This window comes from Bhargavaea massiliensis, from assembly GCF_018390575.1.
GTDB classification, from domain to species: domain Bacteria; phylum Bacillota; class Bacilli; order Bacillales_A; family Planococcaceae; genus Bhargavaea; species Bhargavaea massiliensis.
In genome coordinates this window covers 1-13,955 of record NZ_JAHBCJ010000007.1, presented here as the reverse complement: position 1 = coordinate 13,955, position 13,955 = coordinate 1, and the positions used below count along the sequence as shown (strand labels likewise).

15 protein-coding genes and 1 rRNA gene are annotated in these 13,955 nt (G+C 52.1%); 4 read left to right on the top strand and 12 right to left on the bottom strand.

Features of this window, described 5'->3' with window-relative positions; translation table 11 throughout:
• Positions 1–369 precede the first annotated feature (369 nt).
• On the bottom strand, positions 370–840 hold the full coding sequence (locus KHA84_RS11290) for a peptide-methionine (S)-S-oxide reductase (RefSeq protein ID WP_213423625.1): 471 nt from the start codon (positions 838–840) through the stop codon (positions 370–372).
• Between the two features lie 316 nt (positions 841–1,156).
• Here KHA84_RS11290 and KHA84_RS11285 point away from each other — a divergent pair, with 316 nt between their 5' ends.
• A complete protein-coding gene (locus tag KHA84_RS11285) occupies positions 1,157–1,912 on the top strand; it encodes a SurA N-terminal domain-containing protein (RefSeq protein WP_213423624.1) in 756 nt (251 codons plus the stop codon).
• 102 nt (positions 1,913–2,014) lie between these two features.
• On the opposite strand, the gene KHA84_RS11280 is transcribed toward KHA84_RS11285, so the two are convergent.
• The 3 genes from KHA84_RS11280 to groES all read right to left on the bottom strand — a co-directional run bounded on the left by KHA84_RS11280 (position 2,015) and on the right by groES (position 5,428).
• Positions 2,015–3,175 (bottom strand): pyridoxal-phosphate-dependent aminotransferase family protein, encoded by a 1,161-nt coding sequence (locus tag KHA84_RS11280; protein WP_213423623.1) that lies wholly within the window; start codon positions 3,173–3,175, stop codon positions 2,015–2,017.
• A gap of 278 nt (positions 3,176–3,453) precedes the next feature.
• The gene (gene groL, locus KHA84_RS11275; RefSeq protein ID WP_213423622.1) at positions 3,454–5,085 is read right to left on the bottom strand and encodes a chaperonin GroEL; all 1,632 of its coding nucleotides are present in this window, start codon (positions 5,083–5,085) and stop codon (positions 3,454–3,456) included.
• A gap of 58 nt (positions 5,086–5,143) precedes the next feature.
• Complete coding sequence (gene groES, locus KHA84_RS11270) at positions 5,144–5,428, bottom strand: co-chaperone GroES (RefSeq protein WP_008300609.1); 285 nt, start codon at positions 5,426–5,428, stop codon at positions 5,144–5,146.
• Positions 5,429–5,628: 200 nt separating this feature from the next.
• Here groES and KHA84_RS11265 point away from each other — a divergent pair, with 200 nt between their 5' ends.
• Positions 5,629–6,354: a CPBP family intramembrane glutamic endopeptidase gene (locus KHA84_RS11265; RefSeq protein WP_213423621.1), complete on the top strand. Its 726-nt coding sequence runs from the start codon at positions 5,629–5,631 to the stop codon at positions 6,352–6,354.
• Positions 6,355–6,533: 179 nt separating this feature from the next.
• Here KHA84_RS11265 and tatC read toward each other — a convergent pair whose 3' ends face one another.
• From tatC to KHA84_RS11250, 3 genes are all read right to left on the bottom strand, one after another.
• Positions 6,534–7,337 carry a twin-arginine translocase subunit TatC gene (tatC, locus tag KHA84_RS11260; protein ID WP_213423620.1) on the bottom strand — a complete coding sequence of 268 codons (804 nt, stop codon included), beginning with the start codon at positions 7,335–7,337 and terminating at the stop codon, positions 6,534–6,536.
• A 26-nt stretch (positions 7,338–7,363) separates the two neighbouring features.
• The gene (gene tatA, locus KHA84_RS11255; RefSeq protein WP_092098007.1) at positions 7,364–7,555 is read right to left on the bottom strand and encodes a twin-arginine translocase TatA/TatE family subunit; all 192 of its coding nucleotides are present in this window, start codon (positions 7,553–7,555) and stop codon (positions 7,364–7,366) included.
• 61 nt (positions 7,556–7,616) lie between these two features.
• Positions 7,617–8,273 carry a redox-sensing transcriptional repressor Rex gene (locus KHA84_RS11250; protein WP_213423619.1) on the bottom strand — a complete coding sequence of 219 codons (657 nt, stop codon included), beginning with the start codon at positions 8,271–8,273 and terminating at the stop codon, positions 7,617–7,619.
• A gap of 131 nt (positions 8,274–8,404) precedes the next feature.
• Here KHA84_RS11250 and abc-f point away from each other — a divergent pair, with 131 nt between their 5' ends.
• Complete coding sequence (gene abc-f, locus KHA84_RS11245) at positions 8,405–10,342, top strand: ribosomal protection-like ABC-F family protein (protein ID WP_213423618.1); 1,938 nt, start codon at positions 8,405–8,407, stop codon at positions 10,340–10,342.
• Between the two features lie 325 nt (positions 10,343–10,667).
• Here abc-f and tsaD read toward each other — a convergent pair whose 3' ends face one another.
• Genes tsaD through tsaE form a run of 4 tightly spaced genes read right to left on the bottom strand, consistent with a single transcriptional unit; the run spans position 10,668 to position 13,312 of the window.
• Complete coding sequence (gene tsaD, locus KHA84_RS11240) at positions 10,668–11,690, bottom strand: tRNA (adenosine(37)-N6)-threonylcarbamoyltransferase complex transferase subunit TsaD (RefSeq protein WP_213423806.1); 1,023 nt, start codon at positions 11,688–11,690, stop codon at positions 10,668–10,670.
• Complete coding sequence (rimI, locus tag KHA84_RS11235; RefSeq protein ID WP_213423617.1) at positions 11,683–12,156, bottom strand: ribosomal protein S18-alanine N-acetyltransferase; 474 nt, start codon at positions 12,154–12,156, stop codon at positions 11,683–11,685. Before rimI ends, tsaD begins: the two co-directional genes overlap by 8 nt.
• Positions 12,153–12,863, bottom strand: coding sequence for a tRNA (adenosine(37)-N6)-threonylcarbamoyltransferase complex dimerization subunit type 1 TsaB (gene tsaB / locus KHA84_RS11230; RefSeq protein WP_213423616.1), 711 nt, complete (start codon positions 12,861–12,863; stop codon positions 12,153–12,155). The genes rimI and tsaB overlap by 4 nt, the downstream gene beginning before the upstream one ends.
• Positions 12,860–13,312 carry a tRNA (adenosine(37)-N6)-threonylcarbamoyltransferase complex ATPase subunit type 1 TsaE gene (gene tsaE, locus KHA84_RS11225; RefSeq protein WP_213423615.1) on the bottom strand — a complete coding sequence of 151 codons (453 nt, stop codon included), beginning with the start codon at positions 13,310–13,312 and terminating at the stop codon, positions 12,860–12,862. The genes tsaB and tsaE overlap by 4 nt, the downstream gene beginning before the upstream one ends.
• 73 nt (positions 13,313–13,385) lie before the next feature.
• On the opposite strand from tsaE, the gene KHA84_RS11220 reads away from it, so the two are divergent.
• Positions 13,386–13,643 (top strand): hypothetical protein, encoded by a 258-nt coding sequence (locus KHA84_RS11220; protein WP_213423614.1) that lies wholly within the window; start codon positions 13,386–13,388, stop codon positions 13,641–13,643.
• Between the two features lie 89 nt (positions 13,644–13,732).
• Here KHA84_RS11220 and rrf read toward each other — a convergent pair.
• Positions 13,733–13,848, bottom strand: a 5S ribosomal RNA gene (rrf, locus tag KHA84_RS11215).
• Positions 13,849–13,955 lie beyond the last annotated feature (107 nt).

Here is a 13,955-nt window from a genome sequence, read left to right as displayed (position 1 = left end):
TTCAACACATTAACGCCTTTAGCGTTTAATTAGTGAGGAACGCTTGGCCAAGCTGCAGGGCACGTATTGCCTGATGTAGCTCCCTTAATGGGTCACATATAACGCCGCTGTGACAGCATCAGAGATCATTTAGAAGTGCATTGAACGGAAAATATCCATGTAATGATTTCAGGACCTCTATAGTAAAAAATATATAATGAACTAACGAATTTTACCATCTTTTTTATTGATTGTTCCAAAGAAAAAACGTCTGAACCCATTTAAAATGGGCACGGACCAGAATGCAGATGACTCTAAAGGACAGAAACCTAGACCAGGGGAAAAGGCCTCTCAACATACCACGAATGGTTAAGAGGCCTTGCGCGTACATCACCTATATTTACTTAATAATTCTTCCGGGATATGACAATAATCGTTCGGATATCTGGCTAAGCGATCCTGATGTTCTTCTGCGCTACTCAAGTAGTTTGTAAGAGGCAATACTTCAACTACAATCTGTTCATCATCACTTCTCGAACGAAGAAATGTCTTCGCTTCTTTTAAGTGTTCTTCCTTTTCACTATAGACGCCGGTTCTGTATTTCTCCCCGACATCCTGTCCCTGTTGATTCAAGCTGTACGGATCAATGATTTCAAAGAAATACCCCATCAATTCCCTTATGGTGACCACTGCCGGATCAAAACCTGTTTTGACACATTCGGCATAACCATCATAGTCGCCATCAAGAGTGTCTGACGCTCCATTGGCCCTTCCCGCTTCTGTAAACTGAACCCCGGGCAAGGTCTTTATAAAAGCTTGAACGCCCCATAAACACCCGCCTGCAAAGTATACGGTTTCCATCTCGCTCTCCCCCTTATGCAGGAACTGACCACACACCCCAGACTGGGGTGTTTCTTGCAAGTAATATCAAACTCTTCTAACTTCTTTCCTTATCCGATTATAACAGAACAATCTAATGAAAAAAGGCTTCCCAATAGCCGTTAAAACCAATGTGAAGCCCCTTAGTGGATTAGAAACCAGTCATCATTACAGATATTAAAATGCATTTCAGTCCATTTACAATCCGATTAAGAATGGCTCAAAACGCTTTTTTTCCATTAGCGATGCATTATAATGCCAGGATAGACTTCTTGTCTGAGGAAGGGGATCGTTATTCATGAAAAAAATAATGTCTATATTAATGACCAGCTTTTTGGCTGTTGTGTTAGCGGCATGCGGAGGAAATGAAGAAAGCAAAGAAGCCGATCAGGAGAATAAAGCAGCAACAGCAGAAACCGATCAGCAGAAGCAAATGGAAGACATGCAAAAGAAGTTGGAAAAACAGCAAGTCGATGAAAAGAAAACCGTCGCCGTCGTGAATGATGAAGAAATTTTGGGCAGCCAATACAATAACGCTTTGGCCTCTTCACAGGGACAGATGCAGCAAATGGGACAAGACCCCACTTCTAAAGAAGCTGCAGAGCAAATAAAAACCCAGACCATTGACAGCCTGGTCGGACAAACGCTTCTTCTGCAAGAGGCGGATGAAAAAGGCTATCAGGCTTCAGAGTCAGACATCAATAAGAAACTGGACGAAGTAAAAGGACAATTCAAGACCGAAGAAGAATTCAAAGCAGCCCTTAAAGAATCCGGAATGGATATGAAATCACTTAAAGCTCAAGTCGCCCAAGACATTCAACTACAGCAGTACGTTGAGAAAGAAGTGCCGGTTGGTGAAATCACCGATGAAGAAATTCAAAAAACCTATGATCAATTCGCGGAACAAGGCAAGGCTGCGAATCAAGAAGTACCAAAACTAGAAGAAATGAAACCACAAATCGAGCAGTCTCTTCAGCAGCAAAAACAGCAGGAACAACTCGTTCAGCAAGTTGAAAAGTTGAAGGAAAGTGCGAAAATCGATATCAAGATATAAACCCAAGTAAAAAGAGGTCAGCCATTTTCCATGGCTGACCTCTTTCACTTGGTCTTACTGCAGACCGCGATGCGCTGCACGATTTCACCAATATGCAGCCGCTTATGGCTTTCTTACCGAAGATAAGTAAACTTCTTGTGCTGCTTTCACTCCAGCCCCAGGTTCAAATGGATATGAAAAGTCTTGTAATCCTGCTTCCATCAGAGATACCGCTTCGAGGATATCACTTGGGAAACAATACCCCATATGCCCAAATCTAAAGATTTTCCCCTGAAGTGGGCCAAGACCTCCGGCAAAATCAAGATGATACGTTTTCTTTAAATGACCTAAGAAGCTTCCGAGATCAAGACCCTCAGGAGTGCGGATCGCCGTAATGGTCGGTGATGCATATTCATCAGTTGTCAACAAGCCGATTGACAGTGCGTTCATCGATTTCCGGACCATGTTTTTCATCACTTCATGCCGCTCAACTGTTTTCGAAAATCCGCCTTCTTCATCAATCAAATCGCACACAGCTGAAAGCCCCATAATCAGAGAGACTGCAGGAGTATTCGGGGTCATCCCTTTTTCATTCCACTCCCGATAACTTAAAAGGTTTAAATAATAAGCCGAAGAGTCATTTGACTCGATCACTTTCCAAGCTTGGTCACTTACTGCCAAAAGAGCAAGCCCCGGTGGAAGCATCATCGCTTTTTGTGAACCTGTCACTAAAATATCGATGCCCCATTCGTCCATCTCTGCAGGAGCCCCTCCGATTGCGCTTACACCATCGACGATAAAGAGAGCGTCCGAATGCTCGCGCACTGCTTCTCCCAGTTGTCCGACAGGGTTTAAGATTCCTGTTGACGTTTCGTTATACGTAGCAAAGACTGCCTTAATATTGGATAACGGTTTCAAAAAGTCACCCAACTCTTCTTTCGTACAGGCTTCTCCCCACTCTTTTTGAAGCTTATGTACGTTGAGTCCATACTTTTCACAAATCGAAACGAAGTAATCTCCAAAAGCTCCGACCGTGACAACAACCACTTCATCACCTGGAGAAGCAATATTGACCACAGCAGCTTCCAATGCTGCTGTCCCGCCTGAAGGTAAAAGCAAAATATCCTGCTTTGTTCCGAATACAGGCTTTACATGTTCCGTCGTTTCCCGGTAAAGCTTCACAAATTCCTCTGAACGATGGCTGATCATGTTTTGTGCCATTGCCAGTTCCACTTTTTTAGGTATGGGTGTCGGGCCTGGGTGTCTAAGTATGTTTGGATACATGGTTTTTCTCCCCCTTTTTAGAAAAGCGTCACTTTTCACTCCTTTAACCCTAGCATAACCTTAAACGATAAAGTAAAAAAAACAGATGGATTGTGACTTTTCAAGCTCAAATGATCGAAAAAGCGATTCGGTTATCAGTAAATAGAACATCACATGAATAACCAAACCTGTGGAAGAAAGAAATAAAATAGAAGGAATTGATTAATCCCTGAATCAATGAAAAAAGGCCCCTCACCAGTTCAGTGAACTGGTGAGAGGCCTTCTTAGAGAGCGCGATCTTACATCATGCCGCCCATGCCGCCCATGTCAGGCATACCGCCGCCTGCTGCTGCAGGTTCCGGGATGTCTGCGACGACCGCTTCCGTTGTGAGGAAGAGGGCTGCGACGGATGCAGCGTTCTGGAGTGCGGAACGCGTCACCTTCGTCGGGTCGACGATGCCGGATTCGGTCATGTTGACCCAAGTGCCTTCCGCTGCGTTGAAGCCTGTGCCAACTTCTTCGCGCTTCAGGCGGTCGACGACGATGGAGCCTTCGAGGCCAGCGTTTGTCGCGATCTGGCGGACCGGCTCTTCAAGTGCGCGGAGGACGATCTTGACGCCTGTTGCGACATCGCCTTCAACGGATTCTTGAAGGTCTGCCACTTTACTGTAGACGTTGACGAACGCCGTACCGCCGCCGGAAACGATGCCTTCCTCGACCGCTGCGCGAGTCGCGTTCAGGGCGTCTTCAATGCGGAGCTTGCGTTCTTTCAGTTCGGTTTCGGTTGCTGCGCCGACTTTGATGACGGCTACGCCGCCTGCGAGCTTAGCAAGGCGCTCTTGGAGTTTTTCCTTATCAAACTCGGAAGTCGTTTCTTCGAGTTGCGCGCGGATCTGGTTCACGCGAGCTTCGATGTTCGCAGCGTCGCCTGCACCTTCGACGATTGTCGTGTTGTCTTTTGTGACGACGACTTTCGCCGCGCGGCCGAGCTGGGTCAAGTCAGCAGACTTCAGGTCAAGTCCGAGGTCTTCCGTGATCACCTGGCCGCCAGTGAGGATCGCGATGTCTTCGAGCATTGCCTTGCGGCGGTCGCCGAAGCCAGGCGCCTTGACTGCAACTGCGTTGAATGTGCCGCGGAGCTTGTTGACGACGAGTGTCGCAAGCGCTTCGCCTTCCACATCTTCGGAGATGAGGAGAAGCGGTTTGCCCTGCTGGACAACCTGCTCAAGGACAGGCAGGATTTCCTGGATGTTCGCGATCTTCTTGTCCGTGATCAGAATGTACGGGTTCTCGAGAACCGCTTCCATCTTGTCGGAGTCGGAGATCATGTAAGGGGACGCGTAACCGCGGTCGAACTGCATCCCTTCAACAACGTCTAGTTCAGTCGAGAAGCCTTTGGATTCTTCGATCGTGATGACGCCATCGTTGCCGACACGCTCCATCGCTTCAGCGATCAGTTCGCCGACTTCCTCGTCGCCGGAAGAGATTGCTGCAACTTGTGCGATCGAATCCTTGCCTTCGATTTCAGTCGAGATATTCTTGAGTTCGGTAACAGCCGTCTCAACCGCTTTTTCGATTCCCTTGCGGATGCCGACAGGGTTTGCGCCGGCCGTAACGTTCTTGAGGCCTTCGCGGATCATCGCCTGAGCGAGGACCGTAGCCGTTGTCGTACCGTCACCTGCGATGTCATTCGTCTTCGAAGCAACTTCGGAGACGAGCTTTGCGCCCATGTTTTCATATGGATCTTCGAGTTCGATCTCTTTTGCAATCGTCACGCCGTCGTTTGTGATGAGCGGCGAACCGAATTTCTTTTCGAGTACCACGTTGCGGCCTTTAGGCCCGAGTGTAACTTTAACTGCGTCAGCCAGTTTGTCGACGCCTTTGAGCATCAGGCTGCGTGCATCTTCGTTGAATTTGATTTCCTTTGCCATCAGATAAGTCCCTCCTGAAATCGTTCTTGTTTATTTAAGAGTTTCATCCAAGCCCGGCTTAGCCGAGGATGGCCAGTACGTCGTTTTCACGGAGAATGAGGTATTCTTCCCCGCCGTATTTCACTTCAGTGCCGGCATATTTTGAGAAGATGATCGTGTCGCCTTCTTTTACTTCGAGCTCGACTTTCGTGCCGTTGTCGAGGTAACGGCCGGTGCCGACTGCGATGACCTTGCCTTCTTGAGGCTTTTCTTTCGCGGAGTCAGGAAGTACGATGCCGCTCGAAGTCGTTTCTTCAGCTTCGATCAATTCGATGATGATTCGATCGCCCAGTGGTTTCAACACGTGAAACACCCTCCTCAATCTGATGTCGTTATTTGTCGTTTGTTAGCACTCATCATAGGGGAGTGCTAACACAGTTATTATCATAATGAATCCCTTTCCATTTTGCAAGCGTAAAGTCTAAAAGTTTCCGCTTTGAACTTTCCCCTCATACCCTCTACAATCGAGAGAGAAAGCTCTGGCTTCAGGAAAGGAATCTTCACGTGAAAAAAACCAACACTTCCCTATGGATTTTTATCATATACATCATTGCACAACTGTCCGGAGTGATCGGGCTTCCGATCCTGATTCCGTTCGTTTCCGACGGCCGGACACGGCAGGAGGCGTACCTTGCTGCATCAGGCTGGTGGATGTTCATCGCTTTCGGCATCACCACCATTGCGGCACTCCTCCTTTCTAATAAGGACAAGCATTATTTCAAGACGCCAAAAGGCAAGCGGTCCCCCCTGTGGGTGGCCATTGTCCTCGGGATTGCGGGATTCTTCATGGTGCTGTTCGGCCAGGGGGCCGCGGGGATGATCGAGCAGCAACTCGGCATTGAGCCGGGCTCCGACAATACGGCTGCCCTCGTCTCCGTCGCCGACATGGCGCCGGTCGCCATCGTTGCTGTCGTGCTTTTCGCTCCGATCTTGGAAGAGTTCATCTTCCGCCGGATCATTTTCGGCGGACTTGTCGAACGCACGAACTTTTTTGTCGCGGCAGCGGTCAGCTCGCTCGTATTTGCGGCTGTGCATATGGATTTTACTCACATCCTCCTCTACGCCGCATCCGGCTTCATCTTCGCGTTCCTTTACCAGGTGACAAAGCGTCTGATCACATCGATCATCGCTCATATGCTGCTGAACGGATTTGTCATGGCGGTCCAGCTGAACCTCGACAAAATTCAGGAGTTCATCGACCAGATGGAACGCATTGCGAATATGCAGTAATTGAAAAGCCGCATTCCCGGGTGAGGGATTGCGGCTTTTGTTTTGGGATGGGATGGACTGAGTACTTTCAAACTGACTGCGAGTGCATCCAGGCGGCCTCCGAGTACTTCGTAACAGCCACGAGGACAGGGAGCGGCTCGGGCTATGGGCTTCTCCGCAACAAAAAACACCCCATGCGGTCAGTCCGCATTGAGGCGTTCTTGCTGTTCTTTGAGAATACGTTCCCGCTCCGCTTCCCTTTCTTCCTCCAGGCGCTTCTCCTCAGCCTTCAGGAACTTCCGGTAGCCGACGCGCGAAATGCTGACGCTGAACTCATACAAGATGATCAGCGGCACTGTCGTAAACAGGTGAGAGAACAGGTCCGGCGGCGTGATAAAGGCCGCAATGACAAAGAGAACAAAATAACTGTACTTCCGGAATTTCACGAGTACTTCCGGATTCAGGATGCCGAGCCGTGACAGGAAAAGAAGCACGACCGGCAACTGAAAGACGATTCCGAATGGCACTGTGATCTGGAACAGGAAGTTAAAGTATTCGTTGATTCCGATCGTCTGCTGGATCTCCAGCGTATCTGACAAACTGGTCATAAATGAAATGACATACGGGAACAGGATAAAGTACGAAAAGCTGATTCCTGCGAGGAACAGCAGGAAAGCGTAGGGAATGTAGCTGAGCGTCACCCGCCGCTCCGTCGGAGACAGCCCCGGTGCGATAAACGCCCAAAGCTGATACAGGATCACCGGCGAGACGAGCACGAACCCGACGAAGACGATTACCTTCAGGTAAATGATCATCGGGTCGGCCACGTTAAAGGCGTTCAGCGTGAACTGTTCCGCTTCATCGCTGTTCTGCAGGAACTGGATGACCGGCGGAGCAAGGAAGAACCCTGCCGCTACGGCAAAAACGAAGAAAACGACGATGATCATCAGCCGTTTTCTCAATTCTTCTATATGCTCAATAATCGAAAGTTGCTTTTCATTCATAACGATAACGTCCTAACGGGGCGCCATCACTTGGCGTCTTTCTGGTCGGCAGCTTTCTTCGTGCTGTCGTCGTCGTCGTCCACAAGGCCTTTTGTGGCATTCTTGAATTCACGGAGCGACGAACCGATCGCTTTGCCGAACTCAGGAAGCTTTTTCGGCCCGAAGATGATGAGTGCGACGATGGCGATGATGATCAGACTCAATGGACCTGGTGACATGACGGCACCTCCCTTGTTAATAGTTCAATTCTACACCAAACAGGCGGGAAACTCCATTTAATCAAACGGACGTTTGTGAATTCTTTTCGTCATTCCGGATGGCGTAAACCAGCGCCTGCATCTCGACAGACAGGTCGATCGAGTGGACACGGATTCCATCAGGAACGTTCAGGCGGACCGGGGCGAAGTTCAAGATGCCCTTGACTCCGAGCGTTGCCAGGCGGTCGGTCATGTCCTGTGCGACGCGGGCCGGCACGGTGAGGACAGCCATCTGGACGCCGAAGTCCGGCAGCTTTTCCTCCAGCCGCTCGGGCCGGAAGATCGGGATGCCGTTTGACATCGTTCCTTCTTCGGCCGCATTGGGGTCGAATGCCACAACAATCCGGGTGTTGTGGTTTTTCTCAAAATTATATTTCAGAAACGCATTGCCGAGGCTCCCGACGCCTATAAGCGCGAGATTGACCGCCTCATCCTGGTCCAGCGTCTTGCGGAAGAATTCCAACAGCCGGCGGACGTCATAGCCGTAGCCCTTCTTCCCGAGCGCTCCGAAATAGGAGAAATCCCTCCGGATCGTGGCGGAGTCGATTTTCATCGCCTCGCTCAGCTCCTGGGAAGAGATACGCTCCTTCCCTTCGTTGGCAAGCTTCTGGATAAACCGGTAATAAAGCGGCAGACGCTTTGAGGTCGCCTGCGGGACCCGTTGAGTTTCTTCTTTCATGATAGCCTCCATCAAAACCGTCCGTGCGTGAGCCGTTACCATCTTACATGAGCCCGCGATTCCTGTAAAGTCGCGCCGTTGCGCCGTCTGCCCCCTATCCAGTAAACTGTAGAAGAATAGGGGTGTAGACTATGATCGTCCTTCAAGTGAATAACGTGACGAAATCATTCGCCGGGGAGGAAATCCTCTCGGGCGTTAAATTGGAAGTGCAGCACCGTGACCGTGTGGCCCTTGTCGGCCGAAACGGCGCCGGCAAATCGACGCTGCTCAAGATCATCACCGGCCAGATGGGCCGCGATGAGGGAGACATCATCCTCCCGAAAGACGTGCGGATCGGTTACCTTGACCAGCACAGCGGGCTCGATTCGGAGCGCACGATATGGGAAGAGATGATGACGGTGTTCGAGCCGCTGTTCGCGATGGAGCGGGAGCTGCGGACGCTTGAGCAGAAAATGGCCGATCCTGCTGTCTACGGAGACGAAGCGGAATACAAGAAGGTGATGGACGCCTATGACTCGCTGCAGCACCGGTTCGGCGAGGCGGGCGGCTACCAGTACGAATCCGAGACCCGCTCCGTCCTGCACGGCATGCGGTTCTATCCGGAAGACTATGGCAAAGCAATCCGGACCTTGTCAGGCGGCCAGCGCACGCGGCTCGCACTTGCGCGTCTCCTGCTGTCTAAGCCGGGCCTCCTCATCCTCGATGAGCCGACCAACCACCTGGACATCGAAACACTCAGCTGGCTCGAGAAGTATCTGCAGGGCTATGAAGGGGCGATTCTCGTCGTCTCACATGACCGCTATTTCCTCGACCAGGTCGTGACAATCGTCTATGAGGTGTCCCGACGGAAAGTGACGAAGTACACCGGCAATTACAGTGCCTACCTCGACCAGAAGGCGAAAAACTACGAGCGTGACCGGAAGATGTACGAAAAGCAGATGGATGAAAAAGCGAAGCTTGAAGTGTTCATCCAGAAAAACATCGCCAGGGCCTCCACGACGAAAATGGCGCAGAGCCGGCGGAAGGTGCTGGAAAAGACCGATTGGATGGAAGCGCCGGAGGGCAATGAAAAATCTGCGGCGTTCACGTTCGGCATCGGCAGGAAAAGCGGCAATGACGTCATGGCCGTCCGGGACCTTGCGATCGGCTACAGGGATGATGCCGTCTCCAGGCAGCTTGATTTCCGCGTCTACCGGGAAGACCGGATCGCATTTATCGGCCCGAACGGCGTCGGCAAGTCGACGCTACTGAAGACGCTGACCGGCCGGCTACCCAAGCTTGCCGGCTCAATTGACCTCGGCACGAATGTGGAGTTCGGCTTCTACGATCAGGAGCAGGCAGAGCTTACCGGGAACGGCACCGTCCTCGAGGAGATCTGGAACGACTGGCCGACCATGAATGAAAAGGATATCCGCACCCTGCTGGGACGCTTCCTTTTCACCGGTGACGACGTGACGAAACCTGTCAGCACGCTCTCGGGCGGTGAGAAGGCACGCCTGGCACTCGCCAAGCTGGTGCTTGAGAAATCCAACACACTTGTGCTTGACGAGCCGACAAACCATTTGGATCTCGACAGCAAGGAAGTTCTCGAGAATGCTCTGCTCGACTATCCGGGAACGCTCCTCTTCGTTTCCCATGACCGGTATTTCATCAACCGGATTGCGACAAAGGTGATCGAACTGTCTCCTGAAGGCGCGGAAGAGTTCTTGGGAGACTATGATTACTATGTCGAGAAAAAGCGGGAGCAGGAAGAGTTGCTGGCAGAGATCGCCGCCGAACAGCAGGCGGGCCGCCCTGCCGATCCGGCTAAAAAGGCCAATGCGCCTCTTGACCGGGAAGCGCAGCGCGAAGAACGCCGCATCCGCCGTGCACTCGCAGAGGCCGAGGAGGAAATGGTGGCACTGGAAGCGGAAATCAAATGCCTTGAAGACGAGCTGAACCTTCCGGAACACGCAGACGACCATGTGAAGCTCCAGGAAATCCAGCAGCAGCTGGACGAGAGATCCGCCCTGCATGAAACGAGCATGGAACGCTGGCTTGAGCTGCAGATGGAACTGGACGAAGAATAAGCTCATGACTGAAACTGTCGCAGATCCCTCTCTGCGGCAGTTATTATTTTCAACAAATCTCTTAGAATTTCCACAGATTTATAAACAGCGAAAATGCCGGTATATCGGGATATTCACAGAGTTATCCACTTTGTCCACAGCCTTTTTTAGAGTTTTGCACACCCGCTTGTAAAAAACAGCGGATAACTTAGGGGGATATCCTTCACTTACCCACAAGTTATCAACAAATGTGCATAAGTACAAATGTTCCCTCTTGACAGATCATGTCGCATTCTGACGAAAAAAGGAGAGTCCGGTCTGGCCGGACTCTCCTTTTTCTCTTCGTTTATTTCATCGACCAGGACAGCAATTCCATCCCGGGCCGGCCGTTCAGTGACATGTCACTCCGAATGCCTGCCTCATACATGGAGGTGCCGGCTGCTGCGATCATTGCGGCATTGTCGGTGCACAAATTGAGCGGCGGCACGGTAAAGCGGATTCCTTCCTTCTCCAGCGCCTCGCCCAATGCAGCGCGAAGCCCTTTGTTGGCCGACACCCCGCCAGCCGCAATGACCTGGCGGACGCCCTTTTCTTTGGCTGCGCGAACCGTTTTTTCGACGACAACGTCGATGACGCTTTCCTGGAAGCCTGCAGCGACAGTGGCGGTGTCGACCTCCTGACCCTTCTGCCGGGCGTTGTGGACGTGGTTGATGACCGCCGATTTAAGCCCGCTGAAGCTGAAATCGAACGAACCTTCCTCGAGACGCGCCCGCGGGAACTCGACGGCATCCTCCGCTTCATGGGCAAGCCGGTCGATGTGCGGTCCGCCCGGATAAGGCAGGCCGAGCACACGGGCGACTTTGTCATACGCCTCCCCCGCTGCGTCGTCCCGTGTTTCACCGATCAGCTCAAATTGGCCATCATCCTCCATGTAAACCAGCTCTGTATGCCCGCCGGAGATGATCAGGGCGACAAGGGGAAACTCCATTCCGCCGTCCAGCCGGTTGGCATACACATGGCCGGCGATATGATGAACACCAATCAGCGGGAGACCGTGCGCAAACGCAAACGCCTTTGCGGCATTGACACCGATCAGAAGCGCTCCGACAAGCCCAGGCCCTTCCGTCACGGCAACCGCATCCAGATCTTCTGGCCGAAGGCCCGCCTGCTCCATCGCTTCTTCAATCACGAGTGTGATCTGCTCGACATGGAGGCGGGATGCCACTTCCGGCACGACCCCACCGAACCGTTTCTGGCTCTCAATTTGCGATGCGACGACATTCGAAAGGATCTCACGGCCGTTTTTCACGACCGAAGCCGCCGTCTCGTCACAGCTCGTCTCGATGCCAAGTATATGGATATCATTCATCTTCATTCAGCTCCGTCCACATGACAAGGGCATCTTCGCCATTGTCCGTATAATACCCGCGGCGGATGCCGCCCTCTTTAAAGCCCAGTTTGCGATAAAGCCCGAGTGCCGGATCATTGGATACCCGCACTTCAAGCGTCATCACGCGTGCGCCTTTCCCGGCCGTCCGCCTCATCGCTTCACGCATCAGGGCCTCGCCGATTCCGTGTCCCCGGTAAGCAGTCAGCACGGCAACATTCGTGATATGGCACTCATCCAGGATCAGCCAAGCACCGCAATACCCGACAATCTCCTCACCGTCCAGGGCAAGCAGGTAATACGCATATTCGTTCTGCAACATTTCCTGCTCAAACGCTTCCATGGTCCATGGCGAACTGAACGCATCCGTTTCCACCCGGTAGACCGCCGGTACATCCGGAATCTGCATCTGTCTGAACTCGATTACAGGCGAGGTGCTGCCGCTCATTTCTCCCGGGCCTCCCTGTTCGCCTTCCGCCAGTTGGCCTCGGCCTCGGTAATCCGGCGGTATTCGGGAGAAAATGCGTGCACCGATTCAGGCTCTTCCTGCTGAGCTTCAGTGATAAGAAGGGAAGCCCTCGGGATGTCTTGGGTAAAGTGGGCGCGCCTGCCGAGCTCCCCGAGCGCTTCTTTCAAGGCCTCTTCATTTTTTCTGGCACCTTCACCGACGAAGACGACCGGATTGCCTTCCAGCTTTAATCGGTCGAGAAGATCGGACAATGCCATATGACGGTCTTCCAGAAGGCAGTCGAGCGTCCCGTCTTCGTGTCTTCTGCGATAAAGCCCGGCATATACATTCCCCCTCCTTGCATCAATCAGGGGACAGATCGTGACGCCATAAGTGAAGATGTTCGAGGCAAGCACCCGCAGGCTCGACACGCCCACGAGCGGCTTGTCCAGCGTCCATGCGAGCGTCTTCGCGATCGTCACGCCGATCCGGACGCCTGTATAAGACCCAGGTCCTTCGGAAACCGCAATGGCGTCGACATCAGCCGGCCGGATGCCGGCTCTTTTAAACAGCTGCTCCACAGCGGGCATGGCACCCGCCGAATGGTTTAGCCCCATGCCCGAATTCAGTTCAATAAGCAGCTCCCCGTCCCTGACAAGGGCCACCGACAAGGGTGCATTCGCCGTATCCAATCCAAGCCAGATCATCGCATAAACTCCTTCATCATCGATTCATATCGGGAGCCGGATGGGAAGAATGAAAAACGGCGGCCTTCCTCATCCAGACGCCGGATCGTAATGTCCAGCCGTTCGTCCGGAAGTTCTTCTTCTATATACTGTGCCCATTCCACGACGCTCACCGCATCTCCGTAAAAAAGCTCATCCCAGCCAAGGTCCTCTTCGCTGTCCGCGAGCCGGTATACATCGAAGTGGTTCAGCGGCAGTCTGCCTTCATACTGCTTCAGGATGGTGAATGTCGGGCTGCTGACGGTCCGTTTGATGCCAAGCCCTTTTGCCAGCGCCTGGGTAAAGGTCGTCTTCCCCGCCCCGAGGTCGCCCTCCAGCGTAATCACCTCTCCGCCCTCAAGCAGAGAAGCCAATTTTTCAGCCAGCCTGGCGGTCTCTGCCTGTGACTGGACATCGATTGTATGATTCATGATCTGGTCACTCCATCTTCTGTAGCCTTTGCTTTCCCAAGTTTAAAGGATAAAGCCGGTAAATTGTAGTGTTTTGCAAAGCAAGGACGGAGACGTTCCTCTGAAAGTGACGATTCGCCTCTTGAAAGTGACGATTCGCCTCTCGAAAGTGACGATTCGCCTCTTGAAAGTGACGATCCGCCTCTCGAAAGTGACGATTCGCCTCTTGAAAGTGACGATTCGCCTCTCGAAAGTGACGATCCGCCTCTTGAAAGTGACGATTCGCCTCTCGAAAGTGACGATTCGCCTCTCGAAAGTGACGATTCGTGCTCTGAAAGTGACGAACCGCTGAATCGCTGCCCGGTTCACTGGCTTATCCCTGATCTCGCCCTTCTTTTTAAAGACAATAAAAAAACCGCCTCCATAAGGAGACGGCTTTGTGCCCAGCGACGTCCTACTCTTGCAGGGGGAAGCCCCCGACTACCATCGGCGCTGAAGAGCTTAACTTCCGTGTTCGGGATGGGAACGGGTGTGACCTCTTCGCCTTCATCACTGGACCTGAGCTTGTTCGCTCAAAACCGGATAAACGAGACATTGTAAAGTACCGAATCTTTCATGTGCCTTGAGGGGAAGTCCTCGATCGATTAGTATCCGTCAGCTCCAT

Excerpts from the sequence above, each read along its gene's own strand:
- KHA84_RS11290 (WP_213423625.1), bottom strand. The coding sequence starts at position 840 with ATGGAAACCGTATACTTTGCAGGCGGGTGTTTATGGGGCGTTCAAGCT.
- KHA84_RS11285 (WP_213423624.1), top strand. The coding sequence starts at position 1,157 with ATGAAAAAAATAATGTCTATATTAATGACCAGCTTTTTGGCTGTTGTG.
- KHA84_RS11280 (WP_213423623.1), bottom strand. The coding sequence starts at position 3,175 with ATGTATCCAAACATACTTAGACACCCAGGCCCGACACCCATACCTAAA.
- groL (WP_213423622.1), bottom strand. The coding sequence starts at position 5,085 with ATGGCAAAGGAAATCAAATTCAACGAAGATGCACGCAGCCTGATGCTC.
- tatC (WP_213423620.1), bottom strand. The coding sequence starts at position 7,337 with ATGAATGAAAAGCAACTTTCGATTATTGAGCATATAGAAGAATTGAGA.
- tatA (WP_092098007.1), bottom strand. The coding sequence starts at position 7,555 with ATGTCACCAGGTCCATTGAGTCTGATCATCATCGCCATCGTCGCACTC.
- KHA84_RS11250 (WP_213423619.1), bottom strand. The coding sequence starts at position 8,273 with ATGAAAGAAGAAACTCAACGGGTCCCGCAGGCGACCTCAAAGCGTCTG.
- abc-f (WP_213423618.1), top strand. The coding sequence starts at position 8,405 with ATGATCGTCCTTCAAGTGAATAACGTGACGAAATCATTCGCCGGGGAG.
- tsaD (WP_213423806.1), bottom strand. The coding sequence starts at position 11,690 with ATGAATGATATCCATATACTTGGCATCGAGACGAGCTGTGACGAGACG.
- rimI (WP_213423617.1), bottom strand. The coding sequence starts at position 12,156 with ATGAGCGGCAGCACCTCGCCTGTAATCGAGTTCAGACAGATGCAGATT.
- tsaB (WP_213423616.1), bottom strand. The coding sequence starts at position 12,863 with ATGATCTGGCTTGGATTGGATACGGCGAATGCACCCTTGTCGGTGGCC.
- tsaE (WP_213423615.1), bottom strand. The coding sequence starts at position 13,312 with ATGAATCATACAATCGATGTCCAGTCACAGGCAGAGACCGCCAGGCTG.